This window comes from Mesorhizobium sp. B2-5-4, from assembly GCF_006441095.1.
Classification (GTDB): domain Bacteria; phylum Pseudomonadota; class Alphaproteobacteria; order Rhizobiales; family Rhizobiaceae; genus Mesorhizobium; species Mesorhizobium salmacidum.
Window position 1 is genome coordinate 99,828 of the sequence record NZ_VFUR01000008.1, and the last position, 17,142, is coordinate 116,969.

Annotated in this window: 18 protein-coding genes; 8 read left to right on the forward strand and 10 right to left on the reverse strand. The window is 61.0% G+C overall.

Annotation, left to right across the window (positions count from 1 at the left end):
* Positions 1 to 2 precede the first annotated feature (2 nt).
* From FJ492_RS12425 to FJ492_RS12450, 6 genes are all read right to left on the reverse strand, one after another.
* Entirely contained in the window at positions 3 to 362 is a 360-nt protein-coding gene (locus FJ492_RS12425; protein ID WP_140745552.1) for a hypothetical protein, read from the reverse strand.
* Positions 362 to 1,582 (reverse strand): divalent metal cation transporter, encoded by a 1,221-nt coding sequence (locus FJ492_RS12430; protein ID WP_140770067.1) that lies wholly within the window; start codon positions 1,580 to 1,582, stop codon positions 362 to 364. Before FJ492_RS12430 ends, FJ492_RS12425 begins: the two co-directional genes overlap by 1 nt.
* Positions 1,579 to 2,040: a hypothetical protein gene (locus FJ492_RS12435; RefSeq protein WP_140770069.1), complete on the reverse strand. Its 462-nt coding sequence runs from the start codon at positions 2,038 to 2,040 to the stop codon at positions 1,579 to 1,581. The genes FJ492_RS12430 and FJ492_RS12435 overlap by 4 nt, the downstream gene beginning before the upstream one ends.
* Before the next feature lie 389 nt (positions 2,041 to 2,429).
* Complete coding sequence (locus FJ492_RS12440; protein WP_181166641.1) at positions 2,430 to 2,657, reverse strand: hypothetical protein; 228 nt, start codon at positions 2,655 to 2,657, stop codon at positions 2,430 to 2,432.
* A gap of 109 nt (positions 2,658 to 2,766) precedes the next feature.
* The gene (locus FJ492_RS12445) at positions 2,767 to 3,369 is read right to left on the reverse strand and encodes a diguanylate cyclase (protein WP_140503992.1); all 603 of its coding nucleotides are present in this window, start codon (positions 3,367 to 3,369) and stop codon (positions 2,767 to 2,769) included.
* A 75-nt stretch (positions 3,370 to 3,444) separates the two neighbouring features.
* Positions 3,445 to 3,663, reverse strand: coding sequence for a hypothetical protein (locus FJ492_RS12450; protein ID WP_027144351.1), 219 nt, complete (start codon positions 3,661 to 3,663; stop codon positions 3,445 to 3,447).
* A 195-nt stretch (positions 3,664 to 3,858) separates the two neighbouring features.
* On the opposite strand from FJ492_RS12450, the gene FJ492_RS12455 reads away from it, so the two are divergent.
* Positions 3,859 to 6,159, forward strand: coding sequence for an FdhF/YdeP family oxidoreductase (locus FJ492_RS12455; RefSeq protein WP_140770073.1), 2,301 nt, complete (start codon positions 3,859 to 3,861; stop codon positions 6,157 to 6,159).
* A 302-nt stretch (positions 6,160 to 6,461) separates the two neighbouring features.
* Here the strand turns inward: FJ492_RS12455 and FJ492_RS12465 are convergent, their stop codons facing one another.
* Positions 6,462 to 6,728 carry a hypothetical protein gene (locus tag FJ492_RS12465; RefSeq protein WP_140712598.1) on the reverse strand — a complete coding sequence of 89 codons (267 nt, stop codon included), beginning with the start codon at positions 6,726 to 6,728 and terminating at the stop codon, positions 6,462 to 6,464.
* Positions 6,729 to 7,236: 508 nt separating this feature from the next.
* Between FJ492_RS12465 and FJ492_RS12470 the strand changes: the two genes are divergently transcribed.
* Positions 7,237 to 7,476 carry a hypothetical protein gene (locus FJ492_RS12470; RefSeq protein WP_140770077.1) on the forward strand — a complete coding sequence of 80 codons (240 nt, stop codon included), beginning with the start codon at positions 7,237 to 7,239 and terminating at the stop codon, positions 7,474 to 7,476.
* Between the two features lie 21 nt (positions 7,477 to 7,497).
* On the opposite strand, the gene FJ492_RS12475 is transcribed toward FJ492_RS12470, so the two are convergent.
* Positions 7,498 to 7,875 (reverse strand): response regulator, encoded by a 378-nt coding sequence (locus FJ492_RS12475; RefSeq protein ID WP_140712600.1) that lies wholly within the window; start codon positions 7,873 to 7,875, stop codon positions 7,498 to 7,500.
* A complete protein-coding gene (locus tag FJ492_RS12480; RefSeq protein WP_140712602.1) occupies positions 7,872 to 10,982 on the reverse strand; it encodes a CheR family methyltransferase in 3,111 nt (1,036 codons plus the stop codon). The genes FJ492_RS12475 and FJ492_RS12480 overlap by 4 nt, the downstream gene beginning before the upstream one ends.
* A gap of 102 nt (positions 10,983 to 11,084) precedes the next feature.
* Between FJ492_RS12480 and FJ492_RS28745 the strand changes: the two genes are divergently transcribed.
* The gene (locus FJ492_RS28745; protein WP_181165821.1) at positions 11,085 to 11,300 is read left to right on the forward strand and encodes a hypothetical protein; all 216 of its coding nucleotides are present in this window, start codon (positions 11,085 to 11,087) and stop codon (positions 11,298 to 11,300) included.
* A 4-nt stretch (positions 11,301 to 11,304) separates the two neighbouring features.
* Positions 11,305 to 11,901, forward strand: coding sequence for a response regulator (locus FJ492_RS12485; RefSeq protein WP_181166642.1), 597 nt, complete (start codon positions 11,305 to 11,307; stop codon positions 11,899 to 11,901).
* A 196-nt stretch (positions 11,902 to 12,097) separates the two neighbouring features.
* On the opposite strand, the gene FJ492_RS12490 is transcribed toward FJ492_RS12485, so the two are convergent.
* Positions 12,098 to 12,370 carry a hypothetical protein gene (locus FJ492_RS12490; protein WP_027144343.1) on the reverse strand — a complete coding sequence of 91 codons (273 nt, stop codon included), beginning with the start codon at positions 12,368 to 12,370 and terminating at the stop codon, positions 12,098 to 12,100.
* Between the two features lie 215 nt (positions 12,371 to 12,585).
* Between FJ492_RS12490 and FJ492_RS12495 the strand changes: the two genes are divergently transcribed.
* Genes FJ492_RS12495 through FJ492_RS12510 form a run of 4 tightly spaced genes read left to right on the forward strand, consistent with a single transcriptional unit; the run spans position 12,586 to position 17,142 of the window.
* Positions 12,586 to 13,692, forward strand: a complete 1,107-nt coding sequence (locus tag FJ492_RS12495) for an SDR family NAD(P)-dependent oxidoreductase (protein ID WP_140745543.1) — start codon at positions 12,586 to 12,588, stop codon at positions 13,690 to 13,692.
* Entirely contained in the window at positions 13,689 to 14,768 is a 1,080-nt protein-coding gene (locus FJ492_RS12500) for a GDP-mannose 4,6-dehydratase (protein ID WP_140770079.1), read from the forward strand. Before FJ492_RS12495 ends, FJ492_RS12500 begins: the two co-directional genes overlap by 4 nt.
* Positions 14,765 to 16,057, forward strand: a complete 1,293-nt coding sequence (locus FJ492_RS12505; protein WP_140504018.1) for a TIGR04295 family B12-binding domain-containing radical SAM protein — start codon at positions 14,765 to 14,767, stop codon at positions 16,055 to 16,057. The genes FJ492_RS12500 and FJ492_RS12505 overlap by 4 nt, the downstream gene beginning before the upstream one ends.
* On the forward strand, positions 16,042 to 17,142 hold the full coding sequence (locus FJ492_RS12510; protein ID WP_140712608.1) for a glycosyltransferase family 4 protein: 1,101 nt from the start codon (positions 16,042 to 16,044) through the stop codon (positions 17,140 to 17,142). Before FJ492_RS12505 ends, FJ492_RS12510 begins: the two co-directional genes overlap by 16 nt.

The window sequence follows — 17,142 nt, forward strand, 5'->3', positions numbered from 1 at the left end:
TATCAAGCTCCCGGAATGCGCCCGATGATATGATCGCGCAACCAGTCCTGCCAGGCGAAGATCGACGTCTGACGCACATCGACATCGAACTCGATGTCGGTGCCGATATCCCTCACCTTGTGCCAGGCGATCCGATGCGGCTCGCCATGGCGCTTGCCACCCAGCTTTGCCGCGAGTCGCGCCACCCATCGCCCAGGTCCTGCGCCGAGGCGGCGCGCCAAAGTGATGGAGCCGAGTTCGATCGCAATGATCCTTGGCGGCTTGCCCTGCCGCAACTCCGCCACCAGCCCATCGATCTTGCCGATCTTGACCTGTTCGCGGTCAACCACCTGCTTGTCCAGGAGATCACGCAGCAATTTCATCATGTGCCTCCGAATATCTGCAGCGGGATCGTCACCACGGCCAGCACAAAGCCGAGCGCGATGATGAAGATGACCGCGGCGTTGGAGAGAATGCCGTTGCGATGCTCGCCGACGTAGCGTTTGTCGTTCAGCAGAAACAGGAATGGAACCACGGTCAGCGGCAGGCTGGCCGCCGTCAGCGCCATGGAAAAGATGGTGAGCCTCAGCGGATCGAGACCAAGCATGATGGGGATGGCGGCAAGAAACAACGATACCGTGTACACCGCGCTGAACCCTGGGTTGTCGCGCGGCTTGCGGTCCTCGCCCCACGTCCAGCCGAAGCCTTGAGCCACGAGGTAAGCCTGCTGCAGCCCGACTTCGAGCGTAGCGCCGAAGCAGGCAATGGCGAGAGAGGCTACGAACAGGACGAAACCCCAGAAGCCGAATACCGGGATCAGCATCAACGGCAATTGGTGATAATCGTCCACCTTGTCGATGCCGTGCGTCGCCAGCACGAGGGCGGCCACGATCAGCACGCCGACCGAAATGGTGCCGCCGAAAGACATCCCCAGTCCCGCTATGGCCCGATTGGCACCGAGATAGCTCTTGTCCCACTGGTCCTCGATGGCCCCGGAGGAATAGAACATGAACAGGTACGGCGATATCGAAGCGCCGAGAATGCTGACCGCCATGAACCAGTAACTGGCGGTGTCGTGGGCTGGCAGCGAAGGCACGGCGCCAGCAGCGACCGCTGTCCAGTCGGGTTTCAGCATCACGGCCGCGACGACGAAACACAAGGTCACCAGGCCGAGCATCGACACGCCTTTCTCTATGAGGCCGAACGTGCCTTTCCAGAGCAGCAGCCACGCCAGAAAAGCCACCGGCAGCGCCCACCACTGGAAGCCTATGCCGGTGGCAAGTTCGAGTGCGATGGCAACGCCGCCGATCTCGGCGGAGAGCACCATGAGACTGAGCAAGAAGGTGGCAAGCAACGGCCACACAAAGACGTTGAAGCCAAATCTCTCGCGAATGCCATCGCAGATCGTGTGATGGCTCACCGCCGCGAACCTGCCGGCCATTTCCACCAGAAAGATGATGCAGATGGTGCCGAGCACCACGGCCCAGATCAGTTGGAAACCGAAAGTCGCGCCTGCCTGCGCCGCCGTCGCCATCGATCCGACTTCGAGGAAGCCGCCAACGCTGGTAACGACGCCGAGCGATATTTCCACGAGCTTCTTCATGGCTTCGGCGCGAAATATTTTGCATAGGCGGCGGCAAGCGAGCGCGAGGCCAGTTGAAGATCCTGTTTTGCTTTCTGGACCCCCGCTCGATTGCCTGCCTGCAATCCCGCCCCGGCGTGAGCCACCGCGACCGACAGATCCTTGACCGCTGTCGCCAATGCAGCCTGCTCGGCGGGTTCGGCCGTTTCGGCCGATCGGATTTGCGCCTCGGCATCGGCCAGTGTCTTGCCGACCGATTGCAGCGTGCCGGCGGTGTATGCGAACGGCGCCGCACCGCTTGTCCAGGCATCGAGCACCATCAACACGGTCTGTGCGGCGGATGCCGCAGTTTGTGATTGCTGCTCGATCCGATCGGAAGACGAGCATCCCGCCGAAACGCCCAGAAGCAACAGGACGCACAGATAATCCAGCCTGAGATGACGGCCACTGAAGGTCAAAGCCGGCGTTTGGTGCGCCACAGCAACAGTCTCCCCGCAACCGAAGCGAATCGTGATCGGCATGAATTGATCTAGAGTGCCCCGTGTGCCCGTCAATCAATGATCGCACGGGTGCCATCGCAAGACATGGACCGTGACAGGGGACCGCCGGCCACGATTGAAACCAACTCAAGCGGAACAAACGATCGCTTGCGGTATTTGGAATACGAGGCGAACCGACCTCAACCCGTCCTGATCACCACATCGACGTGGATGAACTGCTGGCACGGAGGATTCCGCAATGCCTCGTCTCATAGCCTGGATAGTGATCGTGGCGGTCGTGATCATCGCGGCCTGGTTGTGGTTCAGCGACCACAAAGCGAGCAACGGGAGCCAACCCGCGCCCCACGCGATAGACCAGAACGGCTAGTTCAATCCTGCTCGGCCGCGCCTGGAGGGTTCTCGACCCTATATTCGTGGACCAGGCCGAGAACCTGACTTCTCACTGTCTCGCGCGCTTCGGGCTGAATGAAAGGCATCAGCCGCTCGACGGTTTCGACCACCGCACGCGGCAGATCCGCAACGGCATCGGTAAGCGCGCTGCCATGTTCATACATGTTGTCCGTCAGCTTCTTGTCCATATCCGAAAGTATGCCCATCACCACACTCCATGTCCGTGTCACCCTCTGATAATGGGCAGTCCGGCAGAGATGTTCCGCACAGGGCGCCAGCACCCAGACGGCTGGGACATCGTTTCCGCTGAGCGCTTCACCGCAAGGTCGTCTGGCCCGGGTCGCGTCGTCTGGCTTTCGGTGGAATGAGCCTGCCGGCATTGGCACGTAACCCCCTGACGAATTCTTCCAGATAAGGGAGCAATTCGAAAAGCAGGATCACGGCCATCACGCAGACGATATAAGTCACCGGCAGCGGCTGCGATTTCCAGGCAAAATCAAAGCGCGCGGTTTCCCGTCCTGCCCCGAACAATGCGAGAAACTGTCCCCAATGAAGGGACACGACGCTGACCAGCCCCATCAGCGGGATCATCTCCAGAAAGCTGTGCACATGCTGTTCGATCGGCGTTACCGTGCGCGCCGATGTGGCGTAGCGAACGTCCCACATCGCGGTGGCCTCATGAATGAAGAAGGTGACGATCATGATGGCTATGACCAGGGCATTCACGTCGAGGAACATGGCGGCAAGCAGCGGTATGCCGACCTCGATGAACATCAGGAGATGGATCAACGATTCCTTGGCGCCGGTCGTCGATTCGATATGCGAAGCGCGATGGCAGAGCCAGTCTGCAAAACCAGCGACCAACCAGACCGGGAGAAGGAAATACATCAGGATCAGAACGGTGGGATCTGACAGCACAACGTCCTCTCGTCCGAGTTCATATGAAGGATAGCGACACTGGTGAGCCAAGCTGGGGTTGTTGGTAGCGGTCGATCACTGCTGCCCCGGCATTTCGGTATTTTCCTTGGGATTTTTCTGGACGCCCGCGGCCGGTGAAGTATCCGCGGGAGCGTTGCCGCCCTGGTTCTGCTCAGGCGCCCGTTTCAGGGGCGAAGTGCGCCAGCCCATGTCAACGTAGTGAAAACCGATCAGGAAACCGATGATAATGACCGCGGCTATCGCCAGCGAGATTACCGCGTTGCGTCGCTCCATCGTGCTGCTCCCTTCGCTTGCCGAACAGCCAATGACCAAAATAGTTCCACACGCAGGCGCGAACCGATGCCGAGGCACCGGTTATCGTTCGCCTGGCAAGCGCGGCCGAATTGCACCAGCGACGTTCGCTTCACGGACTCGGGAACAATCAAGCAGGGGCGAGGTTTGGTATTGGCATTCGCAAGGACGACCGTCATGGAACCCGCCGTTACCGATCATGTCGAAATCAAGAAATACGACCACCCGACGGGCGGATGGGGGTCCCTGTCCTCCTTGATCCGCAAGGCATATGGCGAAGGCCTGCTGATGTCGGGAATATGGAGCACGCTGCTCAAGCAGAACAAGGCAGACGGCTACATGTGCGTTTCCTGCTCATGGGCCAAGCCAGCGGAGCCGCGGCCCTTCGAGTTTTGCGAAAATGGCGCCAAGGCCACCATGTGGGATCAGACGAAGCTGCGTTGCGGTCCGGACTTCTTCGCACGGCATTCGGTCACCGACCTGCTCGATTGGCCGGATCGCGACCTGGAAAAGCAAGGCAGGCTCACGGATCCGCTGCGCTACAACGCTGTCACCGATCGCTATGAGCCGATTTCCTGGGATGAAGCCTTTGCCGAGATCGGCATGGAACTTCGGCGGCTCGATCCGAAGTCGGTCGTCTTCTACACATCCGGCCGCGCCTCGCTGGAAGCTTCATTCATGTATCAGCTCTTCGCCCGCATCTACGGTTCGTCGAACCTGCCCGATTCTTCCAACATGTGTCACGAATCGACCTCGGTCGGACTTCCCGAGTCGATCGGCTCGCCGGTTGGGACCGTGCAGCTCGAAGACTTTTCCAAATGCGACATGATGTTCTTCTTCGGCCACAACACCGGCGTGACGGCGCCGCGGCTGTTGCACCCGCTGCAGGAGGCTCGCCAACGTGACGTGCCGGTGTTCACCTTCAATCCCTTGCCGGAGCGAGGGCTTAAGCGCTTCAAGAATCCGCAGGATCCCGTCGAGATGTTGTCGCCAGGCCCCGGCACCAAGATGTCCAGCGACTTCTTCCAGGTCCGCAGCGGCGGCGACATTGCCGCAATGACCGGGATTGCCAAGGCGGTGCTGGCACTCGATGACGCGGCTCGGGAGAATGGAAATTCGCGTGTCCTCGATGTCGAGTTCCTTGCCGAACACACGCATGGTTTTGCTGAGTTCGAAGCCTATTTACGCGCTGCCGAGTGGAAAGACATCGTCACACGGTCGGGCATCGCGCGAGCGGATCTGGAGCATGTGGCTGAAGTCTACGGCCGCTCCAATGCGGTGATCGGCAATTACGGGATGGGCCTGACGCAGCACAGGCATGGCACCGAGAACGTTCAGATGCTTTGCAATCTGCTGCTGATGCGTGGCAACATCGGAAAGCCCGGTGCCGGCATTTCGCCGCTGCGTGGTCACTCCAACGTCCAGGGCCAGCGCACCGTCGGCATATCTGAAAAACCTGAGCTCGTTCCACTCGACAAATTCGCGGAATTCTATGCTTTCGAGCCCCCGCGCGAAAAAGGCCTTGATACGGTCGAGACCTGCGAAGGCGTCATTGCCGGCTCCGTGAAGGGCTTTATCGGCCTGGGGGGTAATTTCGTGCGCGCCGTGCCTGAAACCGGCCTGGTCGAGAAAGCCTGGCGGGGACTTGGCCTGCATGTCGAGATCGCGACCAAGCTCAACCGCAGTCATCTCATCCCCGGGGCGGTAACTTATCTGTTGCCTTGCCTGTCGCGGCTGGAGAGAGACCGCCAGGAAAGCGGCGATCAGACGGTTTCCGTGGAGGATTCCACCGCCTGCATCCATGGCTCCTTCGGATCGCGCCCGCCAGCTTCGCCAAATCTGCTTTCAGAGCCGAAGATCGTCGCCGAGCTGGCCAAAGCTACCGTACCGGGCACGAGCTCGATTCCTTGGGACGAGTGGGTTGCCGACTATTCCCGCATTCGCGATGAGATCGAACGCTGCATCCCTCAGCATTTTCGCCAGTTCAACAAACGGTTCCTGACGCCGGGAGGCTTTCATCGCGACATCAAGGCGTCGAAGCGAGTTTGGGAGACGCCGAACAAGAAGGCCAATTTCAAGCTGCCGACGACGCTCGAGACGAATCCCGATATCGATGTATCCGGGTACAAGGTCCTGACGCTGATAACGGTGCGTTCCAATGACCAGTTCAACACAACTGTCTACGGTTATGATGACAGGCTGCGCGGCATCCATGGCACACGCATGGTCTTGCTGATGAACGAGGCCGACATCCAACGGTTCGGATTGACCGCGGGGCAGCAGATCGATCTCGAAACCCATGCGGATGACGGTGTCGAGCGGCGCGTCCGGGGCTTGCGCGTGACATCCTATTCGGTGCCTGAAGGCAACTGCGCCGGCTATTATCCAGAACTCAACCCTCTGGTGCCCCTCTGGCACCGCGCCAAGAAAGCCCACGTTCCCGCCGTTAAGTCCGTTCCAGTAAGAATTATTGGCTGAAACCAGACAGGCGTCGCTTCGTATTTTCCCGGCGGCGTCACAAACCCGGACAAGCAGCGGCCCACCTGGACCGGATGGCTCTTAACCGCCAGGCGGCTTGGGCGATGCCGGCTGCGTTGGCTGCGTGCCTTGCTGGTCCCCGCCAGTACTGGTCTGTGGTGTCGGATTGGTATCCTTCGCCGGATTCTTGTCGACAGGCTGGCTGTTCGTCGTATCCGTCTTGGATTTGACGGGGTCGGCATTGTTGTTGCACGCCGCCAAGGCGAGCAACGCCGATGCCGCACACAGTGACCATAAGGCTCTCATACTGACTTTTCCCCAATGAGTTCGGGTAGAGCAGCCGACAAGTGACCTATTCGATCGAACCGCACGGAAAGTCCCTGTTTGACCGCACTTCGGGCCAGCAAATGATCGAGTTCGGTATCTTCGATCGGGCTGCGAACCACCTGACGGATGGCCCGGCACGCCAGCTCGGTCGAGACAAAATCATACCTCCTGCTTCTGGCGAGAACATATTGTTCGACCAGCATCTTCACGCGCCTGAGCGCGATTTCATCGGCATAGTGCATTTCGGTTCTCCTGCGCGCCGAACTGCCGAACGAGTGGGTTGTTCCGCCCGAATTCAAAACACGATCGCTCGGCTGACGGAAAAGCCCGCGCCTCCCGGCAAGGGAGCGCGCGGGCTGATCAGGCTGAGGGGAACCCGATCGTGCAGCGTCAAACAAGGGGAGCGACGACGCCGCACGACACCGAACCTGCATCGACGTCAGTTGTTCCACTTCGCCTTATTCGAGTTGTTCGCACCTGAACGGAAGATCCGCTTTTGGCCAAGATCCAGAACGGCGCGATCGACGCGTCCTTCGTGATCACGCATGGGGCCAACCTCGAAGCCGTATCCGATCTCTGCAAGACGTTTGCAGCCGCATGACTGGGACATCCACACGGGCACAAGAACCGCTCCGTCCTTACTCGTGCCGCCCTCGGCAGCGTGGTGTCGTTGCGGTCTCGGAACTTTCGATCGCGCCGACGATTGACCTGCCTACATGAGATGTTTTCCCTTGCAAGGAAGGAGCCACAATGACCAAGGAAGGTTCAACCTCGAAACCCGCCGTCCGATCGCCGAATGCCGGTGGCCTGCCGCACCCAAGGCGGAATGCCAAAGCAACGGATGCCGGCGCAAAGCCGGTGACGCCAAAGACCGCCGGCGCATCCCGGCCGTCGAGCGTTCCGCTGGATAATCCGGTCACCAATCGAAATGCCGGCCGGCCACGCCAGGCGAGTACCACGCCCCGGCCTACCGACAAGCCGCTGGATTGATCGCGACCGGCTGGCTTGAAATCACGACCGTTTCTTGGCTGCGCGAAGCGACGCAAGGTCAGCCACGGCAGTGAGGATGGCCGCCTCGCTTGCTGGTTTTGCAACGAATTTGCAGTTTCGAAACGGGACAGGAACATCACGCTCCCCGAAGCCCGTTACGAACGCGAACGGAGTGCCGCGAGCCAGCAAGACTTCCGCGACCGGCAGGCTCGTTTCACCGTTGAGCTGAATATCCAGCAACGCCAGGTCGACCTTGTCCGCCTCGACAAATTGAAGCGCGGCGGCAACGGACGAAACAGGGCCGACCACGGGATAGCCCGCTGCAAGCAAGTCAGACGCGACGTCCTCTGCGATCAGCCACTCGTCCTCGACCACCAGAACGTGCGGTCTGTCGCTCATGGCGCGTCCTTATGGTTTGCCGAAAAAGCGATCTGAACCTCGAGACCGTCCTTGCGGAAGGAGGTCTCGACATCGCCGCCGAGCCTGTAGCCGATTTCCCCCTTCAACAGGTTCAGGCCAAAGCCATTGTTCAACGGCTCCCTGACGGGAGGGCCGTCCTTTTCGCGCCAGCCAAGCGTGAAATTGTCGCCATCCATCGCCCATTTGACGCCGATCCTGCCTCGGGGCTTGGACAAGGCGCCATACTTGGCCGCATTGGTGGCCAGTTCATGAATGGCCATGCTGAGGGAAAGCCCTTGTTGCGGGCCGAGTTTAACGTCGTCGCCATCGAGTTCGATCCGTTCGATGCCAAACGGTTCGAGTTCCTGGTGGAGCAATTCCTTGACCGAAGCCTCTTTCCACTTCTCGCGGGTCAGCAGTCCGTAGGCCCGGGACATGGCGTGCAGCCGACCGATCAACGCGTCCGCGAACTCTTCCTTCGTATCGGAACTGTCCCGCATGCGGTTGGCGATGCTGGCGATCACCGCGAGCATATTCTTGACGCGATGGTTCAGCTCCGAGATGAGCACCTGCTGATGCTCTTCCGCCCGCGCCAGGGTGGTAACATCGACCAGTGTCACCACGACGCCCTGTATCCTGTTGCCCTTGTCCCGATAGGGGTTGATGCGGACCATGTGAAACAGGCCCCTGGAATCGCGCGCAAGATGGTGGTTCAGGGTCTCGCCTGTCTCGAACACCTTGTCGATGTGCTGCTTCAACTCGGGGTAATCGAGTTGGCTCGACAGATCCGTCAACGGCCGGCCGACGTCGGAGGGGCGCAGGCTGAAGAAGGATGAGGCCGCCGGCGTGAAGGTCCGCACCACAAGACTGCGGTCGAGAAAAATGGTCGCGATATCGGTGCTTTCGAACAGGTTCCGCAGATCGCTGTTGGCGTGATCGAGCTCTTCTATCTTGCTGGTCAACTCCGCGTTGATCGTGTTGAGCTCTTCGTTGAGCGACTGCATCTCCTCCTTGGACGCTTCGAGTTCCTCATTGGTGGATTGCGCCTCTTCATTGACAGAGACGAGTTCCTCGTTCGAGGATTTCACCTCTTCGAGCGCCGTCTCGTATTCCTCGATGGTGGATTGAAGGCGCTCTCTTGTGTCGCGCAGCTCCCGCTCGAGATCGGCGGTGCTGTCGCTGTCACGACTGCCGCCGTCCTCATCGGATCGGGCCTGCGTCGGTCCCGACGGCTCGAAGAGCACAAGGTAAAGCGGCTCACCATTGCCCCTCTCGGCGAGCGGCTCGATCGTCAGCCTGATCGGTTGTACGCGTTCGTCGTCTTCCTCGACAGCGAGGTTATCCCGCACGACCGTGCGGCGTGTCGTCGTCGCCTCCCTCAATGCGGCGCGCAGATCCAGCCGAAGCCCGCGGCGCGCCATCGTCAGCAACTGCCGGCTGGGAATACCTTGCGGCGCTTCGAGGAATCTGCCGGTCCTCGCCGAATAGTAGACGACGTCGCCTTCGGCATTGACGAGGACATGCGGCGGCGCGAACCGCTCCAGCACCTGCGCCTCGACAGCCTGGCGCAGCGGATAGCCGACAGTTCCCTTCTTCAAGCCAGCGGTTTCGGCGGGAAAAACGCCGGAAGGAACATCTCCGATCAGGGCCGGCAGCCTGATGTGCGGCGAAACATGCTCCCGTGCCTGGAAGAGGCGATGTTTCTTGTCGACGGTGGCAAACAGATTTTCGTGCTGCCCGACGCTCTCAGAGGTGCCGAGGAAAAGATAACCACCGGGCTTCAGCGAATAGTGGAAGACAGGAAGAACGCGGCTTTGAATGGCTGGGCCGAAATAGATCAACAGGTTACGGCACGAAACCAGATCCATGCGCGAGAAGGGCGGATCGCGAATGACGCTATGTGGCGAGAAGATGCACAGTTCCCGGATCTCGTTGCTGAGGACGTACGTTTCGCCATCGCCGGTGAAAAACCGCTGTTTGCGTTCCGGGGAAAGTCCTTGCATCAACGCTTCGGGATAGCGTGCTGCGCGCGCCACCGCCAGCGCCGGCTCGTCTATGTCGGTCGCGAAAATCTGGACGCGAGGCACGGCCGAAAGCGTTTCCATGTGTTCACGCAGCAGGATGCCGATGGAGAACACCTCTTCGCCTGTGGCGCAGCCTGGAATCCAGACCCTGACGGTATCGCTCGCCGTCTTGCCGTCGAACAGCCGCGGGACGATCTTTTGTTCGAGCAATTCGAAGGCGTCGGGATCGCGGAAGAAGTTGGTAACGTTGATCAGCAGATCGCGAAACAGGTTCATCACCTCGCGAGGGTCCTTCTTCAGCCAGTCGATATAGGCGCCGATGGACTGAATCTGGGCGATCTGCATGCGCCGCTTGATCCGGCGCAGGAAGGTCTTGGTTTTATAACCTGAAAAGTCATGACCGGAGTGGCTGCGCAAGATCCCGTATATCTGTTCGCGGACCTGATCTATATCGGCCGTATGAACGTCCTCTTCGTTCGTCAGCCCGTCCAGCGCGTCGAAGCCGCGGGCGTAAGCCTCCAGCTTCGCCCCAATCTCCTCGGCGGGCACGGCGACGTCGATGAGCCCGCTGGCAATGGCGCTCTGCGGCATGTCGGGATTGCGCGGACCGTAGCCGTCAGCCGCTTGCGCCACGGTGAGCCCGCCCCGCTCCTTGATGGCCTTGACGCCCAAGGTTCCATCGGAATCGCCGCCCGACAGAATGACGCCGACCGCATATTCGCCCTGGTCCTCGGCCAGTGCGCTGAAGAAGATATCGACGGGTTTACGCTCTTGGGTAAGCCCATTGGGCCGCCTAAGGTGCAGCACGCCCTTCTCGATGACGACAGTGACGTTTTCCGGCATCACATAGACGTGGTCGGGTTCGACAGCCATGCCGTCCTCGACCACCATGACAGGCATCTCGGTATAGCGGTCGATAACCTCATGCAGCAGGCTGTTGCGCTTGGGACTGAGGTGCGTGATGATCACGAACGCCATTCTTGGCTGACCGGCGATGCCCTTGAACAGCCCTTCCATCGCGGGAATGCCACCCGCGGACGCGCCGACGCCGACGATGGGGAACTTGATTGATTGCGCTGTCACGGCATATCCCTCTTCCCCCGACCCGACATGAACTCCCTCAAGGTCGGTACGGATAGGACATAACCATATAGCGCGCAGGCAGAATGGAACAAGACAGCACGGATGACGTTGAACACCCATGGTGGTTCAATGACAAAACGCTCAGCTGGCATGAAGCTCCTGGCACCAATGGCGCCGCCTCAATCAATCAAATATCTCGATGCAGGGTCCGTCCCGGATCGCATGCTGGTGCTTGCGAAACGATTGCAGGCGGCGCTGGATCACAGAAAATGGGAAACGGCTTCTCTGCATCCTAAACTCCGTTCGAAGAAAGGATGACGACGTGCGCGATCTGCGGGGATTGCACATTCTGATTGTCGAAGACGAATGGGCGGTGGCGGGAGATCTCGCACGGTTTTTCAGCAATATGGGCGCCATCATCCTCGGACCCGCAGCCACCGTCGAGCAGGCTTCCGAACACACCGATCAGGCCGAAGCTGCAATCCTGGACGTCAATCTCAACGGCCGACGCGTGTTTCCCATCGCGGACAAGTTGATGCGTCGGGGCATCCCTTTCGTGTTCTTCAGCGGCGATAACGACATCGCCATTCCCGAACATCTTCGCTACGCCAGCAATTTGCGAAAATCCTCGGGCAGCAGGGCAGTGTTCAATGCCCTTTTTCCGGCGCAGGCGTCGGAACGAGCTGGCATCGCCGTGCCCCCTTCGCCAGACGACGTCTTCGCGCTTTTGCCCAAACTGCGGCTCGCGGCGCGTCTTTTGCTGGGGGACGTCAACGCATCCGACCGGCTGGTTGAGAGGACACTCGAGCAAGCGATCCGAACCATCGACCACAGGCGGCTTGGCCAGTCGACCGAAAACTGGCTCAACGACATCATGCGAGAGGTGGTGAAGGACCACGGCGCGAACCTGATGCATTGAATTTTGTCCTCCGAGCCCGAGGCTAAGTCGCTTCCGTTGGGGGTTGCGATCGTCTGTCATCCGCAACTGTGTTCAGGGGCCTGATTTTGCCGGATCGCCTTTCTGGCTCAGCGCCCGAAGCAATGGAGCCGTCGATTGTTCCATCGAATTGCGAGATTTTCTGGATCGGCCAGGATCAGCTGCCAGGCCAGCCTTCTCAACCCTTGCGATCGCGCTCGACGAATTTGTTGAAGCGGCTGGCTTTCCCGTCGCTGGTCTTGGCCTGATACAGGAACGCCAGATCGTTCTCGTCGAATATCCGGAAGAACTCGTCCCAATCGATGGGCTCGAATGCTTCCTCGGGCTCGCCGAAGTCGATCCGCAGGATGCCGCCCTCGCCCTTGGTGCGAACCACCGCCGGCCGGCCCTGACGCTCCTCGGCCCATTTGCGAATTTCGTCGTGATTGGTGGTCGTCTGGGACTGCGACATTGAAATCTCCTTGATCATCGGGCCTCGCGCTGTCGGCGTCACAGCGGCTGTCGAGCGTCCTAACAGCACACCGGCGGCAATGTTCCAGCATTACGGGGCTGACGGCGATGTCTTGCTTCGCACGAAGGTCTCAAAGGGAACTTTGTTGAAGCACAGGGAACAAACCTTTTGCCGAAAAGTTCGGGGCGCCGAGGTCACTTGTCCGAGGAGTCGTCGTGAAACGCATATTGGTTACAGGAGGCTGCGGCTTCATAGGCCGCCACGTCACACAAGAACTCATCGCTCAGGATTATTCGGTTCGCATTCTCGACGCCTTGCTCGAGCAGGTGCATGCGGGCGAAGCGATCGCGCTTCCCGCCGGAGCCGAACTGATCAAGGGCGACGTCCGCGACCGCGAGGCCGTTACTGAGGCGCTGGAAGGCGTCGACGCTGTCATTCACCTGGCGTCGGAAGTGGGCGTCGGACAATCGATGTACGAGATCGCGCGCTATGTCAGCACTAACGACCTCGGCACGGCGACGCTGCTCGAGGCGTTGATCAAACACCCGGTCGAGCGGATCGTCGTCGCCTCCTCGATGAGCGTCTATGGCGAGGGTCTTTATGCCACGCCCGACGGCCGGCGCATCGACAATGCCCGGCGCAAGCCGAGCGACATCAAAAGCGGACAGTGGAATCCGCTGTCGCCGGAAGGGGAACCCCTTTCGCCGGTGCCGACAGACGAAGAAAAACCGGTCGATCTCGCCTCGATCTACGCGCTGACAAAATACGCCCAGGAGCGCGCCGTGCTGATCTTCGGCGACGCGTACGGCATCGATGCGGTCGCGCTGCGCCTGTTCAATGTTTTCGGTGCCGGCCAGGCACTATCAAATCCCTATACCGGCGTGCTGGCCAACTTCGCTTCACGTCTCGCCAATGGCCAACGGCCGATGATCTTCGAGGATGGCGAACAGAAGCGCGATTTCGTTCATGTGCAGGACGTCGCCCGCGCCTTTCGCCTTGCGCTGCAGCAACGTCAGGCAAAGGGCCACGTCATCAACATCGGCAGCGGCCGGGCCTATGCGATCAGCGAAGTCGCGCGATTGCTGGCAGAGGCCATGGGAACCCCGAACCGCTCGCCTGAGCTGCTCGGCAAGGCGCGCTCCGGCGATATACGCAACTGCTTCGCCGATATTTCCAAGGCACGTGAGCTGCTCGGCTTCGAACCGGGCCGCCGATTGGAGAACTCTCTCGGCGATTTCGTTTCCTGGGTGCGCAACACGGCGGCCATCGACCGCGGCGCCGAAATGAAGCGCGAGCTCGAAGAGCGTGGGTTGGTGTCATGAGCCCGGGCGCACGCAACCGTCGCGAAGCGCCGGTCGCCATCGTCGGCGGCAGCGGCTTCATAGGATCGAACCTGGCCGACAGCCTGTTGTCGGATGGCGAACCGGTGCTGGTGGTCGACAATTTCAGCCGTCCCGGCGTCGAACAGAACCTTGAATGGCTGGCCCAGAAACATGGCGACCGCCTTACCGTCGAGACCATCGATGTGCGGGACGCCAATGCCCTGGCGCCGGTTCTGATGAGGGCCAAGGCGATCTTCCATCTGGCCGCGCAAACGGCCGTCACCACGAGCCTGGTCCGGCCGGACGAGGATTTCGACATCAACCTTCGGGGAACGTTCAACGTGCTGGAAGCGGCGCGACTGAGCGGCGAGCGCATCCCGGTGGTTTTCGCCAGCACCAACAAGGTCTATGGCAGCCTTCCCGATGTCGCGGTTCGCGAGGACGGCGACCGCTACACACCTTGCGACAGCGCCATCCAGGCCGGCGGCATCGATGAGGCCCGCGGCCTGGATTTCTGCACACCTTATGGCTGCTCCAAGGGTGCGGCGGACCAGTATGTGCTCGACTATGCCAAATCCTACGGCATGCCGACGGCGGTGCTGCGGATGAGTTGCATCTACGGACCGCGCCAGTTTGGAACCGAGGACCAGGGCTGGGTGGCGCACTTCCTGCTCAGCGCCCTGACGGGACGGCAAATCACCATCTACGGCGACGGCAGGCAGGTGCGCGACATCCTGCACGTCTCGGATGCGGTCGCCGCCTACAGGGCCGTGCTGGACCAGATCGAGACCGCCAGGGGCCAGGCATTCAATCTTGGCGGCGGACCAGAAAATGCGCTCAGTTTGCGTATGCTGTTGAGCGAGATCGGCGGCCTGACCGGCCGTGAGCTTTCGATCCGCCACGATGGGGAACGGACCGGCGACCAGCCCTTCTTCGTCGCCGATACCCGCAAGATCGAGGCCGCGCTTGGCTGGAAGGCGCAGGTCGCGTGGCGCGAGGGCATTCGCGATCTTGCCGACTGGCTGCAGCGCCACCGGCTCGAGCCTCGCCCTGAAGCCGTGAGGTACGTCGCATGAGAATAGCCCTGGTCAATCCCTTCTGGACGTATGACGACAGCATCTATTTCGGCTGCCGCCAACCCCATTTGCCGCTGGAACTCGGCTATTCGAAAGCCATGCTCGAAGCGGCGGGCCATGAGGTGCTGCTGCTGGACGGGCAGTTACAGAAGCTCGACAATTCCGGGCTCTGCGAACGTGTGACTGAGTTCGCGCCGGCGATGACGGTCGTCAGCACCGCGCCGACTTATCTGTTCTGGCGCTGCGCACCGCCGGAGCTGCGCGTGCCGGCCGATTTCCTCAATCGTCTGGCCGGGCGTGGCGGACGCACCGTCGCGGTCGGGCCGCATGGCTCGGCGACGCCGGCGCCGACGCTGCGCAAGCTTGGCGTCGACATTGTCGTGCGCGGCGAATGCGAGGAAATCGTCGCGGAACTTGCCCTGCGCGACGATTGGAGCGCGGTGCACTCGACCGCTTATCTGCGGGACGCCAGTCTGGTTTCGAACGGCGGCGTTCATGTCAGTTCCTTTGTCGATCATCCCCCGCTTGAATGGCCATCCGACTGGATCGCCGCCCATTCGCATCACCATCATAGGTTCGATGACCAACAGCATGGGTTCGGCGCCGAGGTCGAGGCGTCACGCGGCTGTCCCTACAATTGCAGCTTCTGCGCCAAGATCGATTTCCGCGATGCCTATCGCCGCCGGAACCACGAAACGGTGGTGACCGAAATCGATCGGCTGATTGCCCAAGGCGTCGGCTATATCTACTTCATCGACGAGATTTTCCTGCCGCAAAAAGCGTTGCTGGAGGCGTTGGTCGAGCGCGATGTGAAATTCGGCGTACAGACCCGCATCGATCTATGGAAACCCGAGCTGCTGGAATTGCTGGGCGCGGCAGGCTGCGTCTCCATCGAAGCCGGCCTCGAAAGCCTGACGGTGGAAGGGCGGGCGATGCTCGCGAAGCGCTGCCGGCTGGGCACCGAGGAACTGGCCGCGCTGCTGGTCAAGGCCAGACGCCACGTTCCCTTCGTCCAGGCCAATCTGATCGGTGTCGTCGAGGACGATCCTGCCCTTGTCGATTACTGGCGAGCCCATCTGATCGACAAGGGCGTGTGGGCCAATGAACCCGTACCGCTTTATCCTTATCCGAGTTCGCCCAGCTATCGCGAGCTTTGGGGCGAACCCGACGATCTCGCCTGGGAGCGCGCCCATGACCATTACCTCGCCTCGTTCCAGAAGTTCAGCGACATCCAGGAAAAGCGCCCGCGTCCGCTGGCGGAGCTGGAGGCGGCATGTTGCGGACACTAAGGCCGCGCAAGCGCCGCATCCTGATGACCGTCGACGCCATGGGCGGGGTGTGGCGCTATGCGCTTGATCTCGGCCGGGAACTGGTCAACGGCGGCGACAGCATCGTGTTCGCCGGGCTAGGACCGCAACCATCCGGGCGACAGGCCGAAGAGGCGCGGTCCTTCGCGACGCTGATCTGGCTGAACACGCCGCTGGATTGGATGACCCACGACGCCGGCGATCTCGACGGTTTGCCGGGGGAATTGCGTGCGCTGATGCGTGACCACGCCATCGACGTCGTCCATCTCAACGCGCCGACGCAGGCAGTGGGATTGGATGCGCCCTGCCCTGTCATAGCGGTCTCGCATTCATGCGTAACGACATGGTTCCACTCCGTCAGGGGGCAGGCGTTGGACAGCGCATGGACCTGGCAGAAAGAGCGCAACAAGCGCGGGTTCGACAGGGCCGACGCCGTCATCGCGCCGAGCCGCAGCCATGCCGAGCTGCTCGAGACCTGCTATGGCCCGGTCGCACGCCTGCACATCGTCGGAAATGGCGCCCGTCCCGTCCCGAACGTCGAAAACCGCCAGCCGCTGGTCTTCGCCGCCGCCCGTTGGTGGGACGAGGGAAAGAACGTGATGGCGGTCGACCAGGCCGCCTCGTTGACGCAATGGCCCATCTTTACAGCCGGTTCGATTCACGGCCCGAACGGCGAGCGTGCCACCGTCAATCACGCCGTTTCTCTCGGGGCGCTACCGTACAGCGAGGTGCGCTCCTTGATGGCCCGCGCCGGCATTTTTGTATCGCCGTCGCTTTACGAACCGTTCGGTCTGGCGGCGCTGGAAGCGGCTATGTCGGCAACGCCCCTGGTGCTCTCGGATATCTCGACCTATCGCGAGATATGGGATGGGGCCGCGATGTTCTTCGACGCGCGCGTCCCGCACGATCTCGCTGCCTGCGTCAATCGTCTTTCCAGCGATGCCGGGCATAGGCGAGAGCTCGGCCAGGCCGCCCTTCGCCGAAGCCGCAGGTACACGCTGGCGAGGCAGGCCGCGGCCATGCGCGATGTCTACGAAAAGGCGGCGCTAGCCGTGGCGGAGCGCTGA